The 16,138-nt window shown below is 62.6% G+C and carries 13 protein-coding genes; 7 read left to right on the top strand and 6 right to left on the bottom strand.

The annotated features are described in order from the left end of the window. Window positions 1–102 precede the first annotated feature (102 nt). Together Q7V31_RS16890 and Q7V31_RS16895 are read right to left on the bottom strand one after the other, a co-directional pair. Complete coding sequence (locus tag Q7V31_RS16890) at window positions 103–762, bottom strand: alpha/beta hydrolase (RefSeq protein ID WP_304735998.1); 660 nt, start codon at window positions 760–762, stop codon at window positions 103–105. Beyond that, window positions 759–1,949 carry an aminotransferase gene (locus Q7V31_RS16895; RefSeq protein ID WP_304736000.1) on the bottom strand — a complete coding sequence of 397 codons (1,191 nt, stop codon included), beginning with the start codon at window positions 1,947–1,949 and terminating at the stop codon, window positions 759–761. The genes Q7V31_RS16890 and Q7V31_RS16895 overlap by 4 nt, the downstream gene beginning before the upstream one ends. A 326-nt stretch (window positions 1,950–2,275) precedes the next feature. Here Q7V31_RS16895 and Q7V31_RS16900 point away from each other — a divergent pair, with 326 nt between their 5' ends. From Q7V31_RS16900 to Q7V31_RS16910, 3 genes are all read left to right on the top strand, one after another. Continuing rightward, on the top strand, window positions 2,276–2,614 hold the full coding sequence (locus Q7V31_RS16900; protein ID WP_304736002.1) for a P-II family nitrogen regulator: 339 nt from the start codon (window positions 2,276–2,278) through the stop codon (window positions 2,612–2,614). Between the two features lie 142 nt (window positions 2,615–2,756). Next, entirely contained in the window at window positions 2,757–4,163 is a 1,407-nt protein-coding gene (glnA, locus tag Q7V31_RS16905; protein ID WP_304736004.1) for a type I glutamate--ammonia ligase, read from the top strand. Window positions 4,164–4,824: 661 nt separating this feature from the next. Next, on the top strand, window positions 4,825–5,394 hold the full coding sequence (locus Q7V31_RS16910; protein WP_304736006.1) for an AAA family ATPase: 570 nt from the start codon (window positions 4,825–4,827) through the stop codon (window positions 5,392–5,394). Here the strand turns inward: Q7V31_RS16910 and Q7V31_RS16915 are convergent. Then, a complete protein-coding gene (locus tag Q7V31_RS16915; protein ID WP_304736007.1) occupies window positions 5,370–6,137 on the bottom strand; it encodes an MBL fold metallo-hydrolase in 768 nt (255 codons plus the stop codon). The two genes, Q7V31_RS16910 and Q7V31_RS16915, sit on opposite strands and share 25 nt — an antisense overlap. 17 nt (window positions 6,138–6,154) lie before the next feature. Further along, on the bottom strand, window positions 6,155–7,456 hold the full coding sequence (locus tag Q7V31_RS16920; RefSeq protein ID WP_304736009.1) for an NADH:flavin oxidoreductase/NADH oxidase family protein: 1,302 nt from the start codon (window positions 7,454–7,456) through the stop codon (window positions 6,155–6,157). Window positions 7,457–7,610: 154 nt separating this feature from the next. On the opposite strand from Q7V31_RS16920, the gene parE reads away from it, so the two are divergent. After that, complete coding sequence (parE, locus tag Q7V31_RS16925) at window positions 7,611–9,656, top strand: DNA topoisomerase IV subunit B (RefSeq protein WP_304736011.1); 2,046 nt, start codon at window positions 7,611–7,613, stop codon at window positions 9,654–9,656. A 6-nt stretch (window positions 9,657–9,662) separates the two neighbouring features. Here the strand turns inward: parE and Q7V31_RS16930 are convergent, their stop codons facing one another. Continuing rightward, window positions 9,663–10,664, bottom strand: a complete 1,002-nt coding sequence (locus tag Q7V31_RS16930; RefSeq protein ID WP_304736012.1) for a HAMP domain-containing sensor histidine kinase — start codon at window positions 10,662–10,664, stop codon at window positions 9,663–9,665. Between the two features lie 486 nt (window positions 10,665–11,150). On the opposite strand from Q7V31_RS16930, the gene Q7V31_RS16935 reads away from it, so the two are divergent. After that, entirely contained in the window at window positions 11,151–12,737 is a 1,587-nt protein-coding gene (locus tag Q7V31_RS16935) for a DEAD/DEAH box helicase (RefSeq protein WP_304736013.1), read from the top strand. An 83-nt stretch (window positions 12,738–12,820) separates the two neighbouring features. Here the strand turns inward: Q7V31_RS16935 and Q7V31_RS16940 are convergent, their stop codons facing one another. Next, window positions 12,821–14,284 (bottom strand): coniferyl aldehyde dehydrogenase, encoded by a 1,464-nt coding sequence (locus Q7V31_RS16940; RefSeq protein WP_304736014.1) that lies wholly within the window; start codon window positions 14,282–14,284, stop codon window positions 12,821–12,823. A 304-nt stretch (window positions 14,285–14,588) separates the two neighbouring features. On the opposite strand from Q7V31_RS16940, the gene Q7V31_RS16945 reads away from it, so the two are divergent. After that, window positions 14,589–15,644, top strand: coding sequence for a GGDEF domain-containing protein (locus tag Q7V31_RS16945; protein ID WP_304736015.1), 1,056 nt, complete (start codon window positions 14,589–14,591; stop codon window positions 15,642–15,644). Window positions 15,645–15,805: 161 nt separating this feature from the next. Continuing rightward, complete coding sequence (locus Q7V31_RS16950) at window positions 15,806–16,030, top strand: enoyl-CoA hydratase/isomerase family protein (RefSeq protein ID WP_304736016.1); 225 nt, start codon at window positions 15,806–15,808, stop codon at window positions 16,028–16,030. Window positions 16,031–16,138 lie beyond the last annotated feature (108 nt).

Here is a 16,138-nt window from a genome sequence, read left to right on the forward strand (position 1 = left end):
CCTTGAATTGCTTTTAGTTCGTGATGCTAACCATTGGCGGCGAGAATAGCGGCTCGGTGCGCGCTGTCCAGCACAGGGCGCGGGCGCGGCGAGGCCGCTGCGTCAGGCGCCGTGTTTCTCGCGGAAGGCGAAGGCCGAAAGCAGGAAGCGCGCGCCATAGATCAGCGCGTCGGCGTTGACCTCATGGCCGAGGCCGGGGATCGGCACGCCCTGGCAGACGATGCCCGCTTCGGAGAGCGCCTTGACCGAGGCCATCATGCCGTAGAGCGGCGCCAGCGCGTCCTGCTCGCCATGGACCAGCATGACGGGCGGCTTCGAGGTGACTTCGCCCGCCAGCCTGCCGGCGCCGACAAGGCCGCCGGAGAAGCCCAGCACGGCGGCCGGCGCGACGGCGCGGCGCAGGCCCAGATGCAGCGCCATCACCGTGCCCTGGCTGAAGCCGACCAGGGCGAGGCGTTCGGGCCCGAGATTGCTTCGCGCCAGTTCGGCATCGAGAAAGGCATGGAGCGCCGGCGCGGCCTCGACCGCATCGTCATAAAGGCGCGGATCGCCGGCCGGGCGTTTGCCGATCCATTGGAAGCCGCCGTCTTTCGCAGGCGCCGGTCCGTCCGGCGCGGCGAAGGCGACATTGGGCATCGAGGACTGCCAGAAATCGGCGAAGGACATCAGCGCCGCGCCCGCGGAACCGTAGCCGTGCAGGAAGACGACCAGCCATTCGGCCTTGCCGGAGGCGGCGGGGCGTCGGAGAGTGTTGAGCGTCACCCGCCCTGCCCCTTCGCATAAGCCTTCAACCGCGCGCTGGCGTCGTCGAGCACCGCGTCCTGCTTGCAGAAGCAGAAGCGGGCGAGATGTTGCGGCGCCTTGGCGGGATCGGCGTAGAAGGCCGAGACCGGAATTGCCGAGACCTTCGCCTTGACCGTGATCTCGCGGCAGAATTCATCGTCGCTGCCGTTGAAACCCTCCTTGTTTTTAAGGAGGGACCTGAAGTCGGCCGAGATGAAATAGGTTCCGTCCGTGGGCAGAACATCGAGGCCGGCCGCCGCAAGCCCTTGTGCCAGCCGGTCGCGCTTTGCTTGCAGCGACGAAGCCAGCTGCGCGAAATAGGCGTCGTCCTGCTCGAGCCCCCAGGCGATGGCCAGCTGCAGCGGCGGCGGGGTGGTGAAGGTAACGAACTGGTGGGTTTTGGCGACCGGCGCCATCAGGTTTGCCGGGCCGGTGATATAGCCGATGCGCCAGCCGGTCAGCGAGAAGGTCTTGCCGGCCGAGCCGATGCGCAGGCAGCGCTCGCGCATGCCGGGCAGCGTCATCAGCGGGATGTGGGCGGCGCCCGAAAAGACCAGATGCTCATAGACCTCGTCGCAGACGGCATAGGCGTCGTGGCGGATCATCAGGGCGGCGATGGCGTCGAGCTCGGCGCGGCTGAAGACCTTGCCGGTCGGGTTCATCGGCGAGTTCAGGAGGATCAGCTTGGTGCGGTCCGAGAAGGCCGCCTCGAGCCCGTCCAGCGGCAGCGACCAGTGCGGCGGCTCAAGGGCCACGGTCACGACTTTCGCGCCCACGGCCTCGATAATGGGCCTGTAGCTGTCATAGGCGGGCTCGATCAGGATCGCCTCGTCGCCGGGGTTCAGGAGGCCGATCAGGCAGTCGGCCAGCGCCTCGGTGGCGCCGGAGGTGACCATGACCTCGCTCTGCCAGTCGATATCGAGGCCGTAGAAGCGCTTGTTGGCGGCGGCGACCGCCCGGCGGAGCTGGGGCATGCCCATCATCGGCGGATACTGGTTGGGGCCGTCCATGATGGCTTTGGCGGCGACGGCGCGGATGTCGTCCGGGCCCTCGTCGTCGGGGAAGCCCTGGCCGAGATTGATGGCGCCATGTTCGGCGGCCAGCGCCGACATGGTGGTGAAGATGGTCGTGCCCAGACCCGAAAAAACCCGGCTTGCCGCCCGCATAGGCTCCGCCCTCGCCATTTCACGTGAAACCAATGGCGGCGTTTGTCGCGGCGCGGCGGGCGGCTGTCAATCGCCGGCGGAAATGGCCGGACGCCGGGCGGTTTGGCGCGGCCGGCAGGGATTGGTTAAGCTGCTGCCGGTTTTTTCATCTTGATGGCTATTTTTTATGCATATTTGCTGCACAAGAGACGGGCAGTGATTCAGCACCCCTGTCCTAAGCCCTTGTAATCAGGCCTCTTTCCGGCACCGAAAGGGTTGGCACGGGCCGTGCTATCCCACAGGGACAGACGGGGGGCGGCAAGCCCAGGAAGCAAGGAAGTCAGCGAATGAAAAAGATCGAGGCAATCATCAAGCCGTTCAAGCTCGACGAAGTGAAGGAAGCATTGCAGGAAGCCGGGCTGCAGGGCATCACCGTGACCGAAGCGAAGGGTTTCGGGCGGCAGAAGGGCCATACCGAGCTCTATCGCGGCGCCGAATATGTGGTCGATTTCCTGCCCAAGGTAAAGATCGAGGTCGTGCTCAACGACGACATGGTGGCCAAGGCCGTCGAGGCGATCCAGCAGGCGGCGCGCACCGGGCGCATCGGCGACGGCAAGATTTTCATCTCCTCGGTCGAGGAGGCGATCCGCATCCGCACCGGCGAAACCGGCGTGGAGGCGATCTAGCGGACGACAGCGACGCGTCGACACCGACGCGTCGAACGACAGACGGCGCGCCGCGGCCCGGCAAGGTCCGCGCGCGATTTTCACAAGCGGGCGCAAGCCCGACGCAAGAACCCCTAAAGGACAACAGGGAAAAGAGGATCAAATGGCCGGCAAACCTATTCAGCAGATTATCAAGGAAAAGGACGTCAAGTACATCGACCTGCGCTTCACCGATCCGCGCGGCAAGATGCAGCATGTCACGTTCGACATCGGTTTCTGCGACGACGATTTCTGGGCCGAGGGCACGATGTTCGACGGCTCGTCCATTGCCGGCTGGAAGGCGATCAACGAGTCCGACATGGTGCTGCTGCCCGATACGGCGACGGCGGTGATCGACCCGTTCTATGCGCAGACGACGCTGGCCGTGTTCTGCGACATCATGGAGCCGTCGACCGGCGAGGCCTATAGCCGCGACCCGCGCGGCACAGCGAAGCTGGCCGAGGCCTATCTCAGGTCGACCGGCATCGGCGACACGATCGTGGTCGGGCCGGAAGCCGAATTCTTCATCTTCGACGACGTCAAGTTCTCGACATCGCCCTACAAGACCGGCTTCGAGGTCGACTCGGTCGAACTACCGACCAATACCGACACCCATTACGAGACCGGCAATCTCGGCCATCGTCCGCGCACCAAGGGCGGCTATTTCCCGGCCAATCCGATCGACTCGTGCCAGGATCTTCGCGGCGAAATGCTGACGGTCATGGAGGAGATGGGCGTCAAGATCGAAAAGCATCACCATGAAGTGGCCGCCGCGCAGCACGAGCTCGGCACCAAGTTCCAGACGCTGACGACGGCCGCCGACCACATGCAGATCTACAAATATGTGATCCACAATGTGGCGCAGGCCTTCGGCAAGTCGGCAACCTTCATGCCGAAGCCGGTGTTCGGCGACAACGGCTCGGGCATGCATTGCCACCAGTCGATCTGGAAGGATGGCAAGCCGCTTTTCGCCGGCAACAAATATGCCGATCTGAGCCAGGAATGCCTGTGGTATATCGGCGGCATCCTGAAGCATGCCAAGGCGCTCAACGCTTTCACCAACCCGTCGACCAACAGCTACAAGCGGCTGGTGCCGGGCTATGAAGCGCCGGTGCTGCTGGCCTATTCGGCGCGCAACCGCTCGGCCTCGTGCCGCATTCCGCACGGCACCTCGCCGAAGTCGAAGCGCATCGAAATCCGCTTCCCCGATCCGACGGCCAATCCGTATCTCGCCTTCGCGGCGATGCTGATGGCCGGTCTCGACGGGATCGAGAACAAGATCGATCCGGGCGGGCCGATGGACAAGAACCTCTACGACCTGCCGCCGGCCGAGCTGAAGAATATTCCGACGGTTGCCGGCTCGCTGCGCGAAGCCCTGATCGCGGTCGATGCCGACCGCAAGTTCCTGACCAAGGGCAATGTGTTCTCCGACGAACAGATCGACGCCTATCTGGAACTGAAGTGGGAGGAATGCATGCGTTACGAAATGACGCCGCATCCGGTCGAGTACGACATGTACTATTCCTGCTGACCACGCCGGAACGGACGAACGGAAAGGCCGGTGCGAAAGCGTCGGCCTTTTTGTTGCCGGAGCAACTGGAGATACTCGCTCCGCTCACGGAACGTCTGCGGATATTCGTTCCGTTCACGGAGCGTTCGGCCCGCAGATCGGTCAGCATGACTGACTCAAGAAAAGCGCCGGAAACCCTTATTTTTCTTGACCTTTTTCGGATTTGAGGCGTAGCATTCTACTGTCTCACGAAGGAGGAGGTTTCGAAGATGGCTCCACCGACGCAGGTTGAATTCCTGTAAAGAATACGGAATTCGATCCTCTGCCAAGACCCGACGCTGTTCTCATGCGTGACCGGTCGGTAAACCGTTTAGGCCAAGGGAAAAGCGCGGATAAAGACTGACGCCAGCGTCATGCTAATTGAGCGCGCGGGCAGAAGGCACGGAGATAAGCCCGGCTTTATAGTGCGGGCGAGTGCGAGTAGCACATCCAAAAGCAACCCCGCGAGGGAACGCCCGACAGGAAAATCCGGGGCTTCCGCTTGAGCGGGGTTGCGCTATATGGCAACACGCCTTTCCTCCGACCAAAACTCCCACTTTCACCAATCATCGTCGACATTGCGCGCGGCATACGCACGGATTCCTTCGTGGCCGTTGGCCACGTCGTGTGCGCAGGGAGGAAAATGAAAATCGAAAAGCCGAATTTCCACGTCGTCACGGGTGGCCCCGGCGCGGGCAAAACGACGCTGATCGAGGCGCTGTCCGCTCGCGGCTTTGGCAGCGTCGAGGAAGCAGGCCGCAGGATCATTCGCGAGCAGGCGCGGACCGGTGGCAATGCGACGCATGATGGCGACCGCCTCGCCTTTCGTGCGCTGATGCTGACGCATGCGATCGACGCGTATCACGCGGCGAAGGGGATGCAACGTCCAGTCTTCTTCGATCGCGGCCTGCCCGATCTTGTCGGCTATAGCCGGCTGATCGGTGCCGAAGTGCCGCCGCGACTTGAAGAAGCCGTGGCGCGCCACCGCTACAACGGAACGGTTTTCATCGCGCCGCCCTGGGCGGAGATCTACGGCAACGATGCCGAGCGCAAGCAGGATTTCGCCGAGGCGGCGGCAACACATGACGCAATCCGTGCAGCTTACCAGAAGGCCGGGTATACGCTTGCCGAACTACCGAAGGCGAGTGTCGAGGTGCGCGTGAGGTTTGTGTTGGCGCGAATTGGCGTTCAAGCCGAGCGCCGCGCCAGATAGTCGTCGCAGAGTTCGACGAGTCGGGCGCCGTCGAAGCTCGGATCGTGGCCGCCGTGAACGGTGCGGGGGGCCATGTCGCGCAGGCGGCGGATCGTCTGCACATAGGTGGCGATGTCGGAGCCCGGCAGTTCGTCGAGCAGCGGGCCGTCATAGATCGCATCGCCGGAAAAGAGCGTTTGCGTTTTCTCTTCCCACAAGCCGACCGAGCCCGGCGAATGACCGGGCAGATGCATGACCGAAAAACGGCGGTCGCCGAGATCGACGGCGTCGCCCTCGCCGATCAGGCCAGTGGCTTGCGTCGACGTCACGTTATAGGCCGCAATGTCGTAGCCTTCATGCGGCAGCGCATCGATCAACACTTCATCGCGGCCGAGTCCGTAGCCGGCCAGCGCCTCACGGATGTCTTCGGGGAAGGCGGCGGCCGAGAGCGCGGCGAATTCTTCGTAGCGCTCCATGTGCGGCGCTTCGGCGGGGTGCATCAGCCGGTTCTCGAATTCGTGCAGCGAGCCGACATGGTCGTAATGGCTGTGAGTGGCGACGGCGACCAGCGGATTGCCGGAGAGGCTGGCGATCTCGGCCGCCAGCGAGCAGACACCGGTGCCGGTGTCGATCACCAGGTCGCGGTCGCGGCCGCGCACGAACCAGATGTTGCAGCGGATGAAGGGATGGACATGCGGCTCGAAGAGGAGCGTGACGCCGTCATCCATCTGCTGCCGTTCAAACCATCGCTCGGCGATTTTCACACTCTCTCCTTTGCCGTTCAGGGGCGCTGCAAGGCGGCGGCCGTTCGCGCCTCGTTTTTCGCGTAGTTGCGGAAGGCCGAGAAGACGCCCATGCGCGGGTCGGGATCCTGTCCGGCGCCCATGCGCAGCAGTTGCAGGCAGAACCAGCCCTGCTGGCCCCAGCCGTTCATCGCCTTGACGAGGTTGAAACGGCTGTGGGGACCGAGAATGCCGGGGCCGATGCGCAACGTCTTCTCGTAAGCCGGTGTTTCATGCGCCGCGCCGGAAAGGAGCTTCGCCGGGATCGCCGGGTCGACGCAGAGCGGGCGCGCAAGGCCGACAAGGTCGATGGTGGCGCTCGCCAGCGCCGCGTTCATACCCTGAAGGGTGCGGAAGCCGCCCGTCACCATCAGCGGCATTTTGACCGCCGCGCGGATGTCCCTGGCGTATTCGAGGAAATAGGCCTCGCGGGCGATGGTGCTTTCGCGGCGCGGTTCGGCCTTTTCCGGGTGCAGCGTCATGTCGTCGAGACCGACAAGACGCGGCTGTTCATAGGTGCCGCCGGAAATTTCGAGGAGGTCGAGGCCTTCGGCGTCGAGCCAGGCGGCGACGCGGATCGCGTCTTCGTGGGAGAAGCCGCCGCGCTGGAAATCGGCCGAGTTCAATTTCACCGAGACCGGAAAGTCGGGGCCGACCGCCTTGCGCACGGCGCGGACGATTTCGAGCAGCAGGCGGGCGCGATTTTCGAGGCTGCCGCCCCACTCGTCGGTGCGGCTATTGACGTCGGGCGAGAGAAACTCCGAAATCAGATAGCCGTGTGCGCCATGGATTTGTACGCCGGTGAAGCCGGTGTCGCGGGCAATGGTGGCGACATGGGCGAAGCGGCGGATCGCATCCTCGATTTCGGCCCCGGTCATGGCGCGCGGCTTGCCGAACTGGGCGCCCGGCATGTCGAGCGGCTTTGCCGAGGGCGCGACGGGTTCCTTGTTGACCAGCGCCGGGGTCTGGCGACCGGCATGGGAAATCTGCATCCAGAGATGGGTGTCGTTCGCCGTGCCGGCCCTGGCGTAGTCGCGCAGCGCCGCAATCGCCTCATTCGATTGCCGCCCGTCGATCGCCACATTGCCGGGGCGTTCCATGTAGCGGCGGTCGACCTGGACGTTGCCGGTCAAGAGCATGCCCGCCCCGCCCTCGGCCCAGCGGCGATAGAGACGGACATGGGCCTCGGTGGCGCGATTATGGGCATCGCCCAGCCCCTCGGTCATGGCACCCTTGGCGATGCGGTTTTTCAAGGTGGCGCCGCAGGGCAGCGCCAGCGGCGAGGCTATGGTGACGGACATCGTTTTCTCCCGAATTGCGCGATGACCGACTGTGGCACATCCGCGCCGACTGACAAGGCGCATCGACGAATGTTATGTGAGGGGAGCAGCATGGCGCGTGCGCCTGCCCCGCCCTACAATCCCGATTGATTCTCTCACATAAAGTTTCGAGTGCATGGCCGCCCCCAAGACGCGCAAACCCGCCGATACAGACGACCTCTTTTCCATCGCCGCGAGCCCGAAGCCCGCCGCGAAGGCCGGCAAGTCCGCGTCCGCGAAGGTGGCGAAGGGCGACGGGACCTATTCAGCCAAAGACATCGAGGTGCTGGAAGGGCTCGAGCCCGTGCGCCGGCGACCCGGTATGTATATCGGCGGCACCGACGAGAAGGCGCTGCATCACCTCTTCGCCGAAGTGCTCGACAACTCGATGGACGAGGCCGTGGCCGGCCACGCCAACTGGATCGAGGTCACTTTCGACGAGGATGGCAGCCTGACGGTGGCCGACAATGGCCGTGGCATTCCGGTCGACCCGCACCCCAAGTTCAAGAACAAGTCAGCGCTGGAAGTGATCCTGACGACGCTACATTCGGGCGGCAAGTTCGGCGGCAAGGCCTATGAGACGTCGGGCGGACTTCACGGCGTCGGCGTGTCGGTGGTCAATGCGCTCTCCGACCGCTTCGAGGTCGAGGTGGCGCGCGACCAGACGCTCTATACGCAGTCCTATGTGCGCGGCGCGCCGACAGGCAAGCTTGCCGACAAGGGTCGCGTGCATAACCGTCGCGGCACGCGCATCACCTTTCATCCCGATCCGGAAATCTTCGGCAAGGGCGCGCGCTTCATTCCGAAGCGCCTCTACAAGATGGCGCGCTCCAAGGCCTATCTGTTCGGCGGCGTCGAAATCCGCTGGAGCTGCGCAGCCTCGCTGATCGGCGACGACACGCCGCAAAGCGAGGTCCTGCATTTTCCGGGTGGACTGGTCGATTATCTGAAGGCGTCGCTCGACGGCTACGACACGGTGACGGCGGATGCTTTCACCGGCAAGGTGTCGAAGGCCGGCAGCCATGGCTCGGTCGAGTGGGCGATTTCGTGGTTTGGCGGCGGCGACGGCTTTTTGCATTCCTATTGCAACACGGTGCCAACCATTGAAGGCGGCACGCATGAAGCCGGTTTGCGCGCGGCGCTGGTGAAGGGCCTCAAGGCCTATGCGGAGATGGTGGGCAACAAGAAGGCGGCGCAGATACAGGCCGACGATGTGATCGGCACGGCCGGAGCGATGCTTTCGGTGTTCATCCGTGAACCTGAATTCCAGGGCCAGACGAAAGAGAAGCTGTCGAGTCCTGAGGCGCAAAGGCTGGTCGAGAAGGCCATCGGCGATCATTTCGATCACTGGCTGACAGCCGCGCCCCTGCAGGCCAACAAGCTGCTCGACTGGGTGATCGACCGCGCCGACGAACGGATGCGGCGGCGGCAGGAAAAGGACGTGGCGCGCAAGAGCGCGACGCGGAAGCTGCGCCTGCCCGGCAAGCTTGCCGATTGCAGCCAGTCGGCGGCCGACGGTTCGGAAATTTTCATCGTCGAAGGCGATAGCGCCGGCGGCTCGGCCAAGCAGGCGCGCGACCGCGCTTCACAGGCGATCCTGCCGCTTCGCGGAAAAATCCTCAATGTCGCCAGCGCCAGTGGCGCCAAGCTGGCACAGAACCAGCAGATCTCCGATCTCATCCAGGCACTCGGCGTGCGCACCGGTTCGCATTACCGCGAGGCCGATCTTCGCTACGACAAGGTCATCATCATGACCGACGCCGATGTCGACGGTGCGCATATCGCTTCATTGCTCATTACCTTTTTCTTCCGGGAACTACCGGAGCTGATCCGGCAGGGGCATCTCTACATGGCGGCGCCGCCGCTCTACAAACTGACGCAAGGCGGCAAGACGCTTTACGCCCGCGATGACGCGCACAAGGACGAGCTTCTGGAGAAAGAGTTCACGACCAAAGGCAAGGTCGAAGTCAGCCGCTTCAAAGGCCTTGGCGAGATGATGCCGGCGCAGTTGAAGGAAACGACGATGGCGCGTGGCAAGCGGACGCTGCTGCGCATCGTGGTTCCCGCCGATGAGGCGAAGGAGACCGGCGGTGCAATCGAGCGACTGATGGGAAGCAAGCCGGAGCTGCGCTTCCAGTTCATCCAGGAGCATGCAGCTTTCGCCAGGGATCTCGATATCTGAGGTCGCTCAGCTCGCCAGAACGGCCTTGACGGGCGGCGGCGCGGCGACCACGCGGGTGCCCGGAAAAATCAGGATGATGGCCGTGCCCGCGCCCTTTTCGCTGCGCACCATCAGGCGGCCGCCATGCAGCTCCATCATCGCCTTGGCAAGCGGCAGGCCGAGGCCCGTGCCGGCCTGGTGGCGCGTCATTGTATTGTCCGCCTGGCCGAAAGGCGTCAGCGCGACCTTGATTTCCTCAAGCGACATGCCGATGCCCGTGTCGGCAATCGAAATCACGAAGTTGCCATGGGCGCGGTACTCGGCCGACAGCGTTACCAAGCCACCGCTTTCGGTGAACTTCACGGCGTTCGACAGCACATTGATCAACACCTGCCGGACCATGCGTTCAACGCCAACCAACATCAGATCGCAATTGTTCGCATCGACGACAAGGCTTACGCCGCGCGCTTCGGCCATCGGACGGACCATTCGTTCAGCGCTTCCGATTGCCGCGCCGGCATCGAATTCGGTCTCGGCCTCCATTGTCGCGTGGCCCGCTTCGATTTTCGCCAGATCGAGAATGTCGTTGATGATACCCAGCAAATGGATGCCGCTGTCATTGACGTCACGGGCATAGCCGAGGTAGCGCTCGTTGCCTATCGGACCGAAGCGCTCGTTGCGCATGATGTCGGAGAAACCAATGATCGCGTTGAGCGGTGTCCGGAGCTCGTGGCTCATGTTCGCCAGAAAATGCGACTTTGCCTCGTTGGCACGTTCGGCATTGTCGAAGGCCCAGGCGAGACGCTCGGTCATTTTGCGCAGCATTTGACGCGACGATTTGATCTCGCGAATGATCAACTGCGAATAGACGATGATCGGGAAGCCGGTGAGGATCGTGACGATAGTGGTCGCGGTGAAAATGCGCCATGTGAATTCGATGAGGCCGGTCTGTCCGAGCAGCCAGTTGAGCGAGATGGCAAGGACAACCGCGACGCTCGTCAGCAGTGCCGTGGTAACCAGGATTGGCATCCGGCCGAGCAGACGATTGACAGAGGATAGTGGACTGCGGCGGGCGCCACGGCTTGTGGCACCCAGTTCACTTAAACGCTCCGGCTCGGATGTCGGTTGCTCGGTCATGCCTGTGCGGTCTGCTTTGCCGTTCTGGCTGCCGACAATGACCCGAAAGCATTAACTTTCGGGAAATCGCGTTGCGGCGGATCGCCCCGGCGACGTTGGGCAACGCCGTTCGGATGCGCCGTTTTCGTCACAGTTCCAGACAATCCCGCACCCGGACGCCGGCATACGCGCGGCTATCCGCCAAGCCAGGGTGGGCGTTCGGTTGACAATTGGACAGCAGCGCCTATGGTCCGCGCAAGAATCGAAGCGGATCAGCGCGGCCGCCGAACAACGCGCAATAGCTGCTCAACCCTCCCCGACCCGTTCGCGGAGGTCCGTCCACGGGCCCTGAAAGTGGGCCACCACGGGCAGCGTAACGATGGTGTACAGGGCTCCTTAATGACATTTGACGAACTTGGCCTCACGCCTGAGGTCCTGAAAGCCGTAGCCGAAACGGGCTACACAACACCGACGCCGATCCAGGCCGAGGCCATTCCCCATGTTCTGGCCGGCCGCGACGTGCTTGGCCTCGCACAGACCGGCACTGGCAAGACCGCCTCCTTCACGCTTCCAATGATCGACAAGTTGTCGCGCGGCCGTGCAAAGGCACGGATGCCGCGGTCGCTCATTCTGGAACCGACGCGCGAACTCGCCGCGCAGGTCGCCGAAAATTTCGAGAATTACGGCAAGTATCACAAGCTCTCGATGGCACTGCTGATCGGCGGCGTCTCCTTCGGCGATCAGGAAAAGAAACTCGATCGCGGCGTCGACGTGCTGATTGCGACGCCGGGCCGCCTGCTCGACCATTGCGGACGCGGCAAAGTGCTGCTGACCGGCGTACAGATTCTCGTGATTGATGAGGCCGACCGGATGCTCGATATGGGATTCATTCCCGATATCGAGGAAATTTGCAAAAAGATTCCGCCGGCGCGACAGACGCTTTTCTTTTCGGCCACGATGCCGCCGGAAATTCACCGGCTTACCGAGACGTTCCTGCGCAATCCGGTGCGGGTGGAAGTATCCCGGACTTCATCGACCAGTGCGACGATCAAGCAGGTCATGGTCAAGACGACGCGGGACGGCAAGCGCGATCTGCTGCAGAAGATCATCGAAGACGAGAACGTCAAGAACGCCATCATTTTTTGCAACCGCAAGCGCGATGTCTCGACGCTGGAGCGCGCGCTTTCGAAGAGCGGCTTGTCGGCGGGCGCCATTCACGGCGATCTCGACCAGGCAACGCGGACGCGGACACTGGACGGCTTCCGCAACGGGACGATCCGCCTGCTGGTGGCGAGCGACGTGGCTGCGCGCGGCCTCGACATTCCAGATGTCAGCCACGTTTTCAACTATGACGTGCCGAGCCATGCAGAGGATTATGTTCACCGCATCGGACGCACCGGCCGCGCCGGCAAGGCCGGTACGGCCTATACGCTGGCGACGCGCGAGGACAGCAAGTATCTCGCTGCCATTGAAAAACTGATCGGCAGCGCCATTCCGGGACCGGACAGCGCCGTACCGCAAGCGGCACCTGAATTGCCGAGCGATGCACCAGGCGCGGATCCCATCGAAGCGGCGGCCGTCGAAGTTGTCAGCTCAGAGAGCACAGGCGAAAAACGCAGCCGCGGACGGCGCGGCGGGCGCGGACGCAAAGACAAGGATGCAACAGCAGCAGCCGATGCCGTTGCAACCGAGGCCGGCACCGATGTCACCTCCGAGGCGCCTGCCCAGCCCGATATGCCAACCCCGGATGTGCGCGCGCAGGAGCGCGAACCGCGCGAACGCGAGCCGCACCGGCGCGACGATGAAAAGCCGGCGCGACGCGAACGCGGCGGACGCGGTCGCGGGCGGGATGATGACGATGGCCCGAGCGTTGTCGGCCTTGGCGATCACGTGCCCGCCTTCATGCTGCGCGCGGTCAAGCTGCCCAAGAAGAGCAGCAAGGATGACGACGAAATGGAGACAGAGACCGAAAGCGAAGAAGCCTGAATCGCAGGCTTGTCGATACAAAAAGGGCGGCTCCGACGAGCCGCCCTTTCTGTATTCCGGGTCAGTATCCCGGTTTTACCGGACTATTTCTTGATCTGCGAGGCCAGCATCTTGCGCGTCTTGTCGCCATAAGGCGGGCGGAACATTTCCGCGACCATTTTCGCCTTTGACTGCGTGTAGACGGCCTTGGTGTGACTGAACGTCCGGAACCCGTCGAGGCCGTGATAGGCACCCATGCCGGAAGGCCCGACGCCACCGAAGGGCAGATCTTCCATCGACACATGCATGATGACGTCGTTGACGGTGACCCCGCCCGATGTCGTCCTGTCGAGCACCGTGCGCTCTTCTGTCCGGTCCTCACCAAAATAATAGAGGCCCAGCGGACGATCATGGGCGTTGACGTAGCCCAGAACCTCGTCGATATGCTTGTAGGTCTTGACCGGCAACACCGGCCCGAAAATCTCGTCCTGCATCACCTTCATGTCGTCTGTCGGATTGAGCACCAGCGTCGGCGGAATCTTGTGAGCCTGCTGCTGGCTGAAATCCTCGTTGGCCGGGTTAATCTCGACCAATTTCGCACCTTTGCCTTTCGCATCTTCGAGATAGCCGTTGATACGGTCGAAATGGCGCCGATTGATGATCGATGTGTAGTCGGGGTTGTCCTTCATGGTCGGGAACATCTTCGTAATCGACCGGGTCGCTGCCGATACGAATTCGTCGACGCGGCCTTCCGGTACGAAAACATAGTCCGGCGCGAGGCATATCTGACCGGCGTTGAGCGTCTTTCCGGTCATGATCCTGGCCGCCGTCTCGTCCATTTTCGCCGTCTTCGAGACGATTACGGGTGACTTGCCACCGAGTTCCAGCGTCAGCGGTACCAGATTCTCGGCCGCCGCTCGCATGACGTGATAGGCGATCGAAGTTGCACCGGTGAAAAGCAGGTGGTCGAAGGGCTGCCGGCTGAAAGCTTCGCCGACGGCCGGGCCGCCGGTGACGACGGCCACTTCGGTTTCGTCATAGGCCGAGCGCAACATGCGCGCCATCAGCTCCGAGGTCGCGGGCGTGAATTCCGACGGCTTGATCATGGCGCGATTGCCGGCCGCAAAAACCCCGGCGAGCGGCGTCCATGTCAGATTCACCGGAAAGTTCCAGGGGCTGATGATGCCGACAGTGCCAAGAGGCTGAAATTCGACCCGCGCTTTGGCACCAAGGAGCCCCAGCGGAAACTGCACCTTGCGCTTTTCGGGCTTCATCCACTGGCGCAAATGTTTTTTTGCGTGCTTCAGCGGACCAATCGATCCCATCACGTCGGTCAACAGCGTCTGTTCGTGGCTGCGATGACCGAAATCGGAAGCGAGGGCTTCGGCTATTTCCTTCTGGTTGTCGACGATCAGCGCAATCGCCCGGTCGATCCAGTCGATGCGGCGCTCCGCGCTGGCAGGGCCTTCCTTGATATGCGCCGCCTTCTGACGGTCGAGGATTGCCCTGATCGAGGCGCCGATGGTGGCCGAATCCGTTTCGTGGGTCGTTTGCTCCGCCAAGCTCATTTGAATTCCTCCTGATACGCCGGCGTTTTCGGACCTGTCCGGGGGGCGGCCCTGCCTGCTGGCATTTTCTCTGTCCATTCGAGCGGCACCCGACTGGACCCTGATTTTCCCGAAATATACAGAAGGAAAGGCTGTTTGAGAGCCCCCTCTCCGTCCGGGGCCGCCGTTTCGCCGAGAACACTGCATTCCTCGAGAAAAAACGGCGGTTTTCCGCTGGAGTTTACGGCAGCGTAACCGAATTCACCTAGGGTTTCCGTCAGACAGAGACGGCCGCGCTGGCGGCAGGCGGGGGACGGTGTTCGCGATGGACGGAGCAGAAATCGAATTTGCCGCGGCATGGAGCGCGGAGGCCCTTCGGCTGATGGCGGAAAACGACGTTCCGCCCTGCCCCGAGAACTACGCCGTCTGGTTCCACTACGCATCCGGCCGCACCCCCGATCTCAACAAGGAGATCGACGCACGGATTGCCCGGCATGAACCGCTGGACATGAACGCGACGGCGGAGTTGCGCGAGCGCCTTACTGGCGACGGCAAGTTGACCGACGTCACGTTGAATACCGGTGCAAAGCTCAACACCGAAGTCGACCGCATCCTGAAGATCATCGAGGAAACGGCCGGCAACTCGAGCACCTTCGGGCATTCGGTACGCGCGGCAAGCGAATCGTTGACCAATCAGTCGACACCGAACGATGTGGCACACGCCGTCGAGGCGATCATTGCCGCTTCGAGGAAAATGGAAGAACGCAGCGCGGAACTTGAAGAGACGCTGCATGCGACCAAAAGCGAACTCAGCGAACTGCAGCAGAACCTCGAAATGGCGCATAGCGAAGCGCGGACCGACGGGCTGACGGGCGTCAACAACCGGAAGGCCTTCGACGAGGCGCTGGCACGCGAGGTGGCTGCGGCAAGCGCCGACGGGAATGCGCTCTGTCTCGTCATCGGCGATATCGACCATTTCAAGAAGTTCAACGACACTTTCGGCCATCAGACAGGCGACCAGGTTCTCAAGCTCGTCGCGAACTGCCTCAAAACCGGTGCGCTGGAACAGCATATCGTCGCACGTTATGGCGGTGAGGAATTCGCGGTCATCATGCCGGCGACCGAAATCAACCTGGCCGAGACGGTGACCAACAAGATTCGCGAAACCGTGCAGGCGCGCGAATTGGTCAAACGCTCCACGGGCGAGTCGCTCGGTCGGGTGACCATGTCGATGGGGATCGCCCTGTTGCGACCCGGCGAGACCGGCGCGGCCCTGATCAAGCGGGCCGATGATTGCCTCTATGCAGCAAAGCATGCCGGCCGCAACCGCGTCATCACGGACATGCATGAAGCCGAAACACCACAGGCCAAAGCAAGCTGAGGAGCGGCTTTCGTCCCTGCCTCAACACACCGCAAATCATTGACGCAACGGAACGTTGGGCCGCACAAAGGCTTTCCGCGTGGCCTTCCGTCATGGCCGACACACGACTATGCTCCCCGGAAACAGTGGAAATCGCTCCGCAATCCGGGAAGGCGTGTCGCATGGAAACCATCACCCTCGAAATCGACAATGGCGTCGCTCTGCTGACGCTGAACCGACCTGAGGTGCTCAACAGCATCAACACGCAACTCATCGCCGACATGCGGACCGCTGTGGCGGATGTGGCGGCGAACGCCGGTGCGCGGGTGCTCGTCATCACCGGTGCCGGGCGCGGCTTTTGTGCCGGTGCCGATCTAGGTTCTGTACTCATAAAGGGATTCCGCTGACAGGCGAAGCGTGATTCACTTTCTCTCTCGGTTTTCTGGGAGGGAGAGATGGGACGGTTCGATCTGAGCGATGCGGAATGGGCTTTAATCAAGCCTTTGTTGCCGAAC

The organism is Parvibaculum sp. (assembly GCF_030651915.1).
Taxonomy (GTDB): Bacteria; Pseudomonadota; Alphaproteobacteria; order Parvibaculales; family Parvibaculaceae; genus Parvibaculum.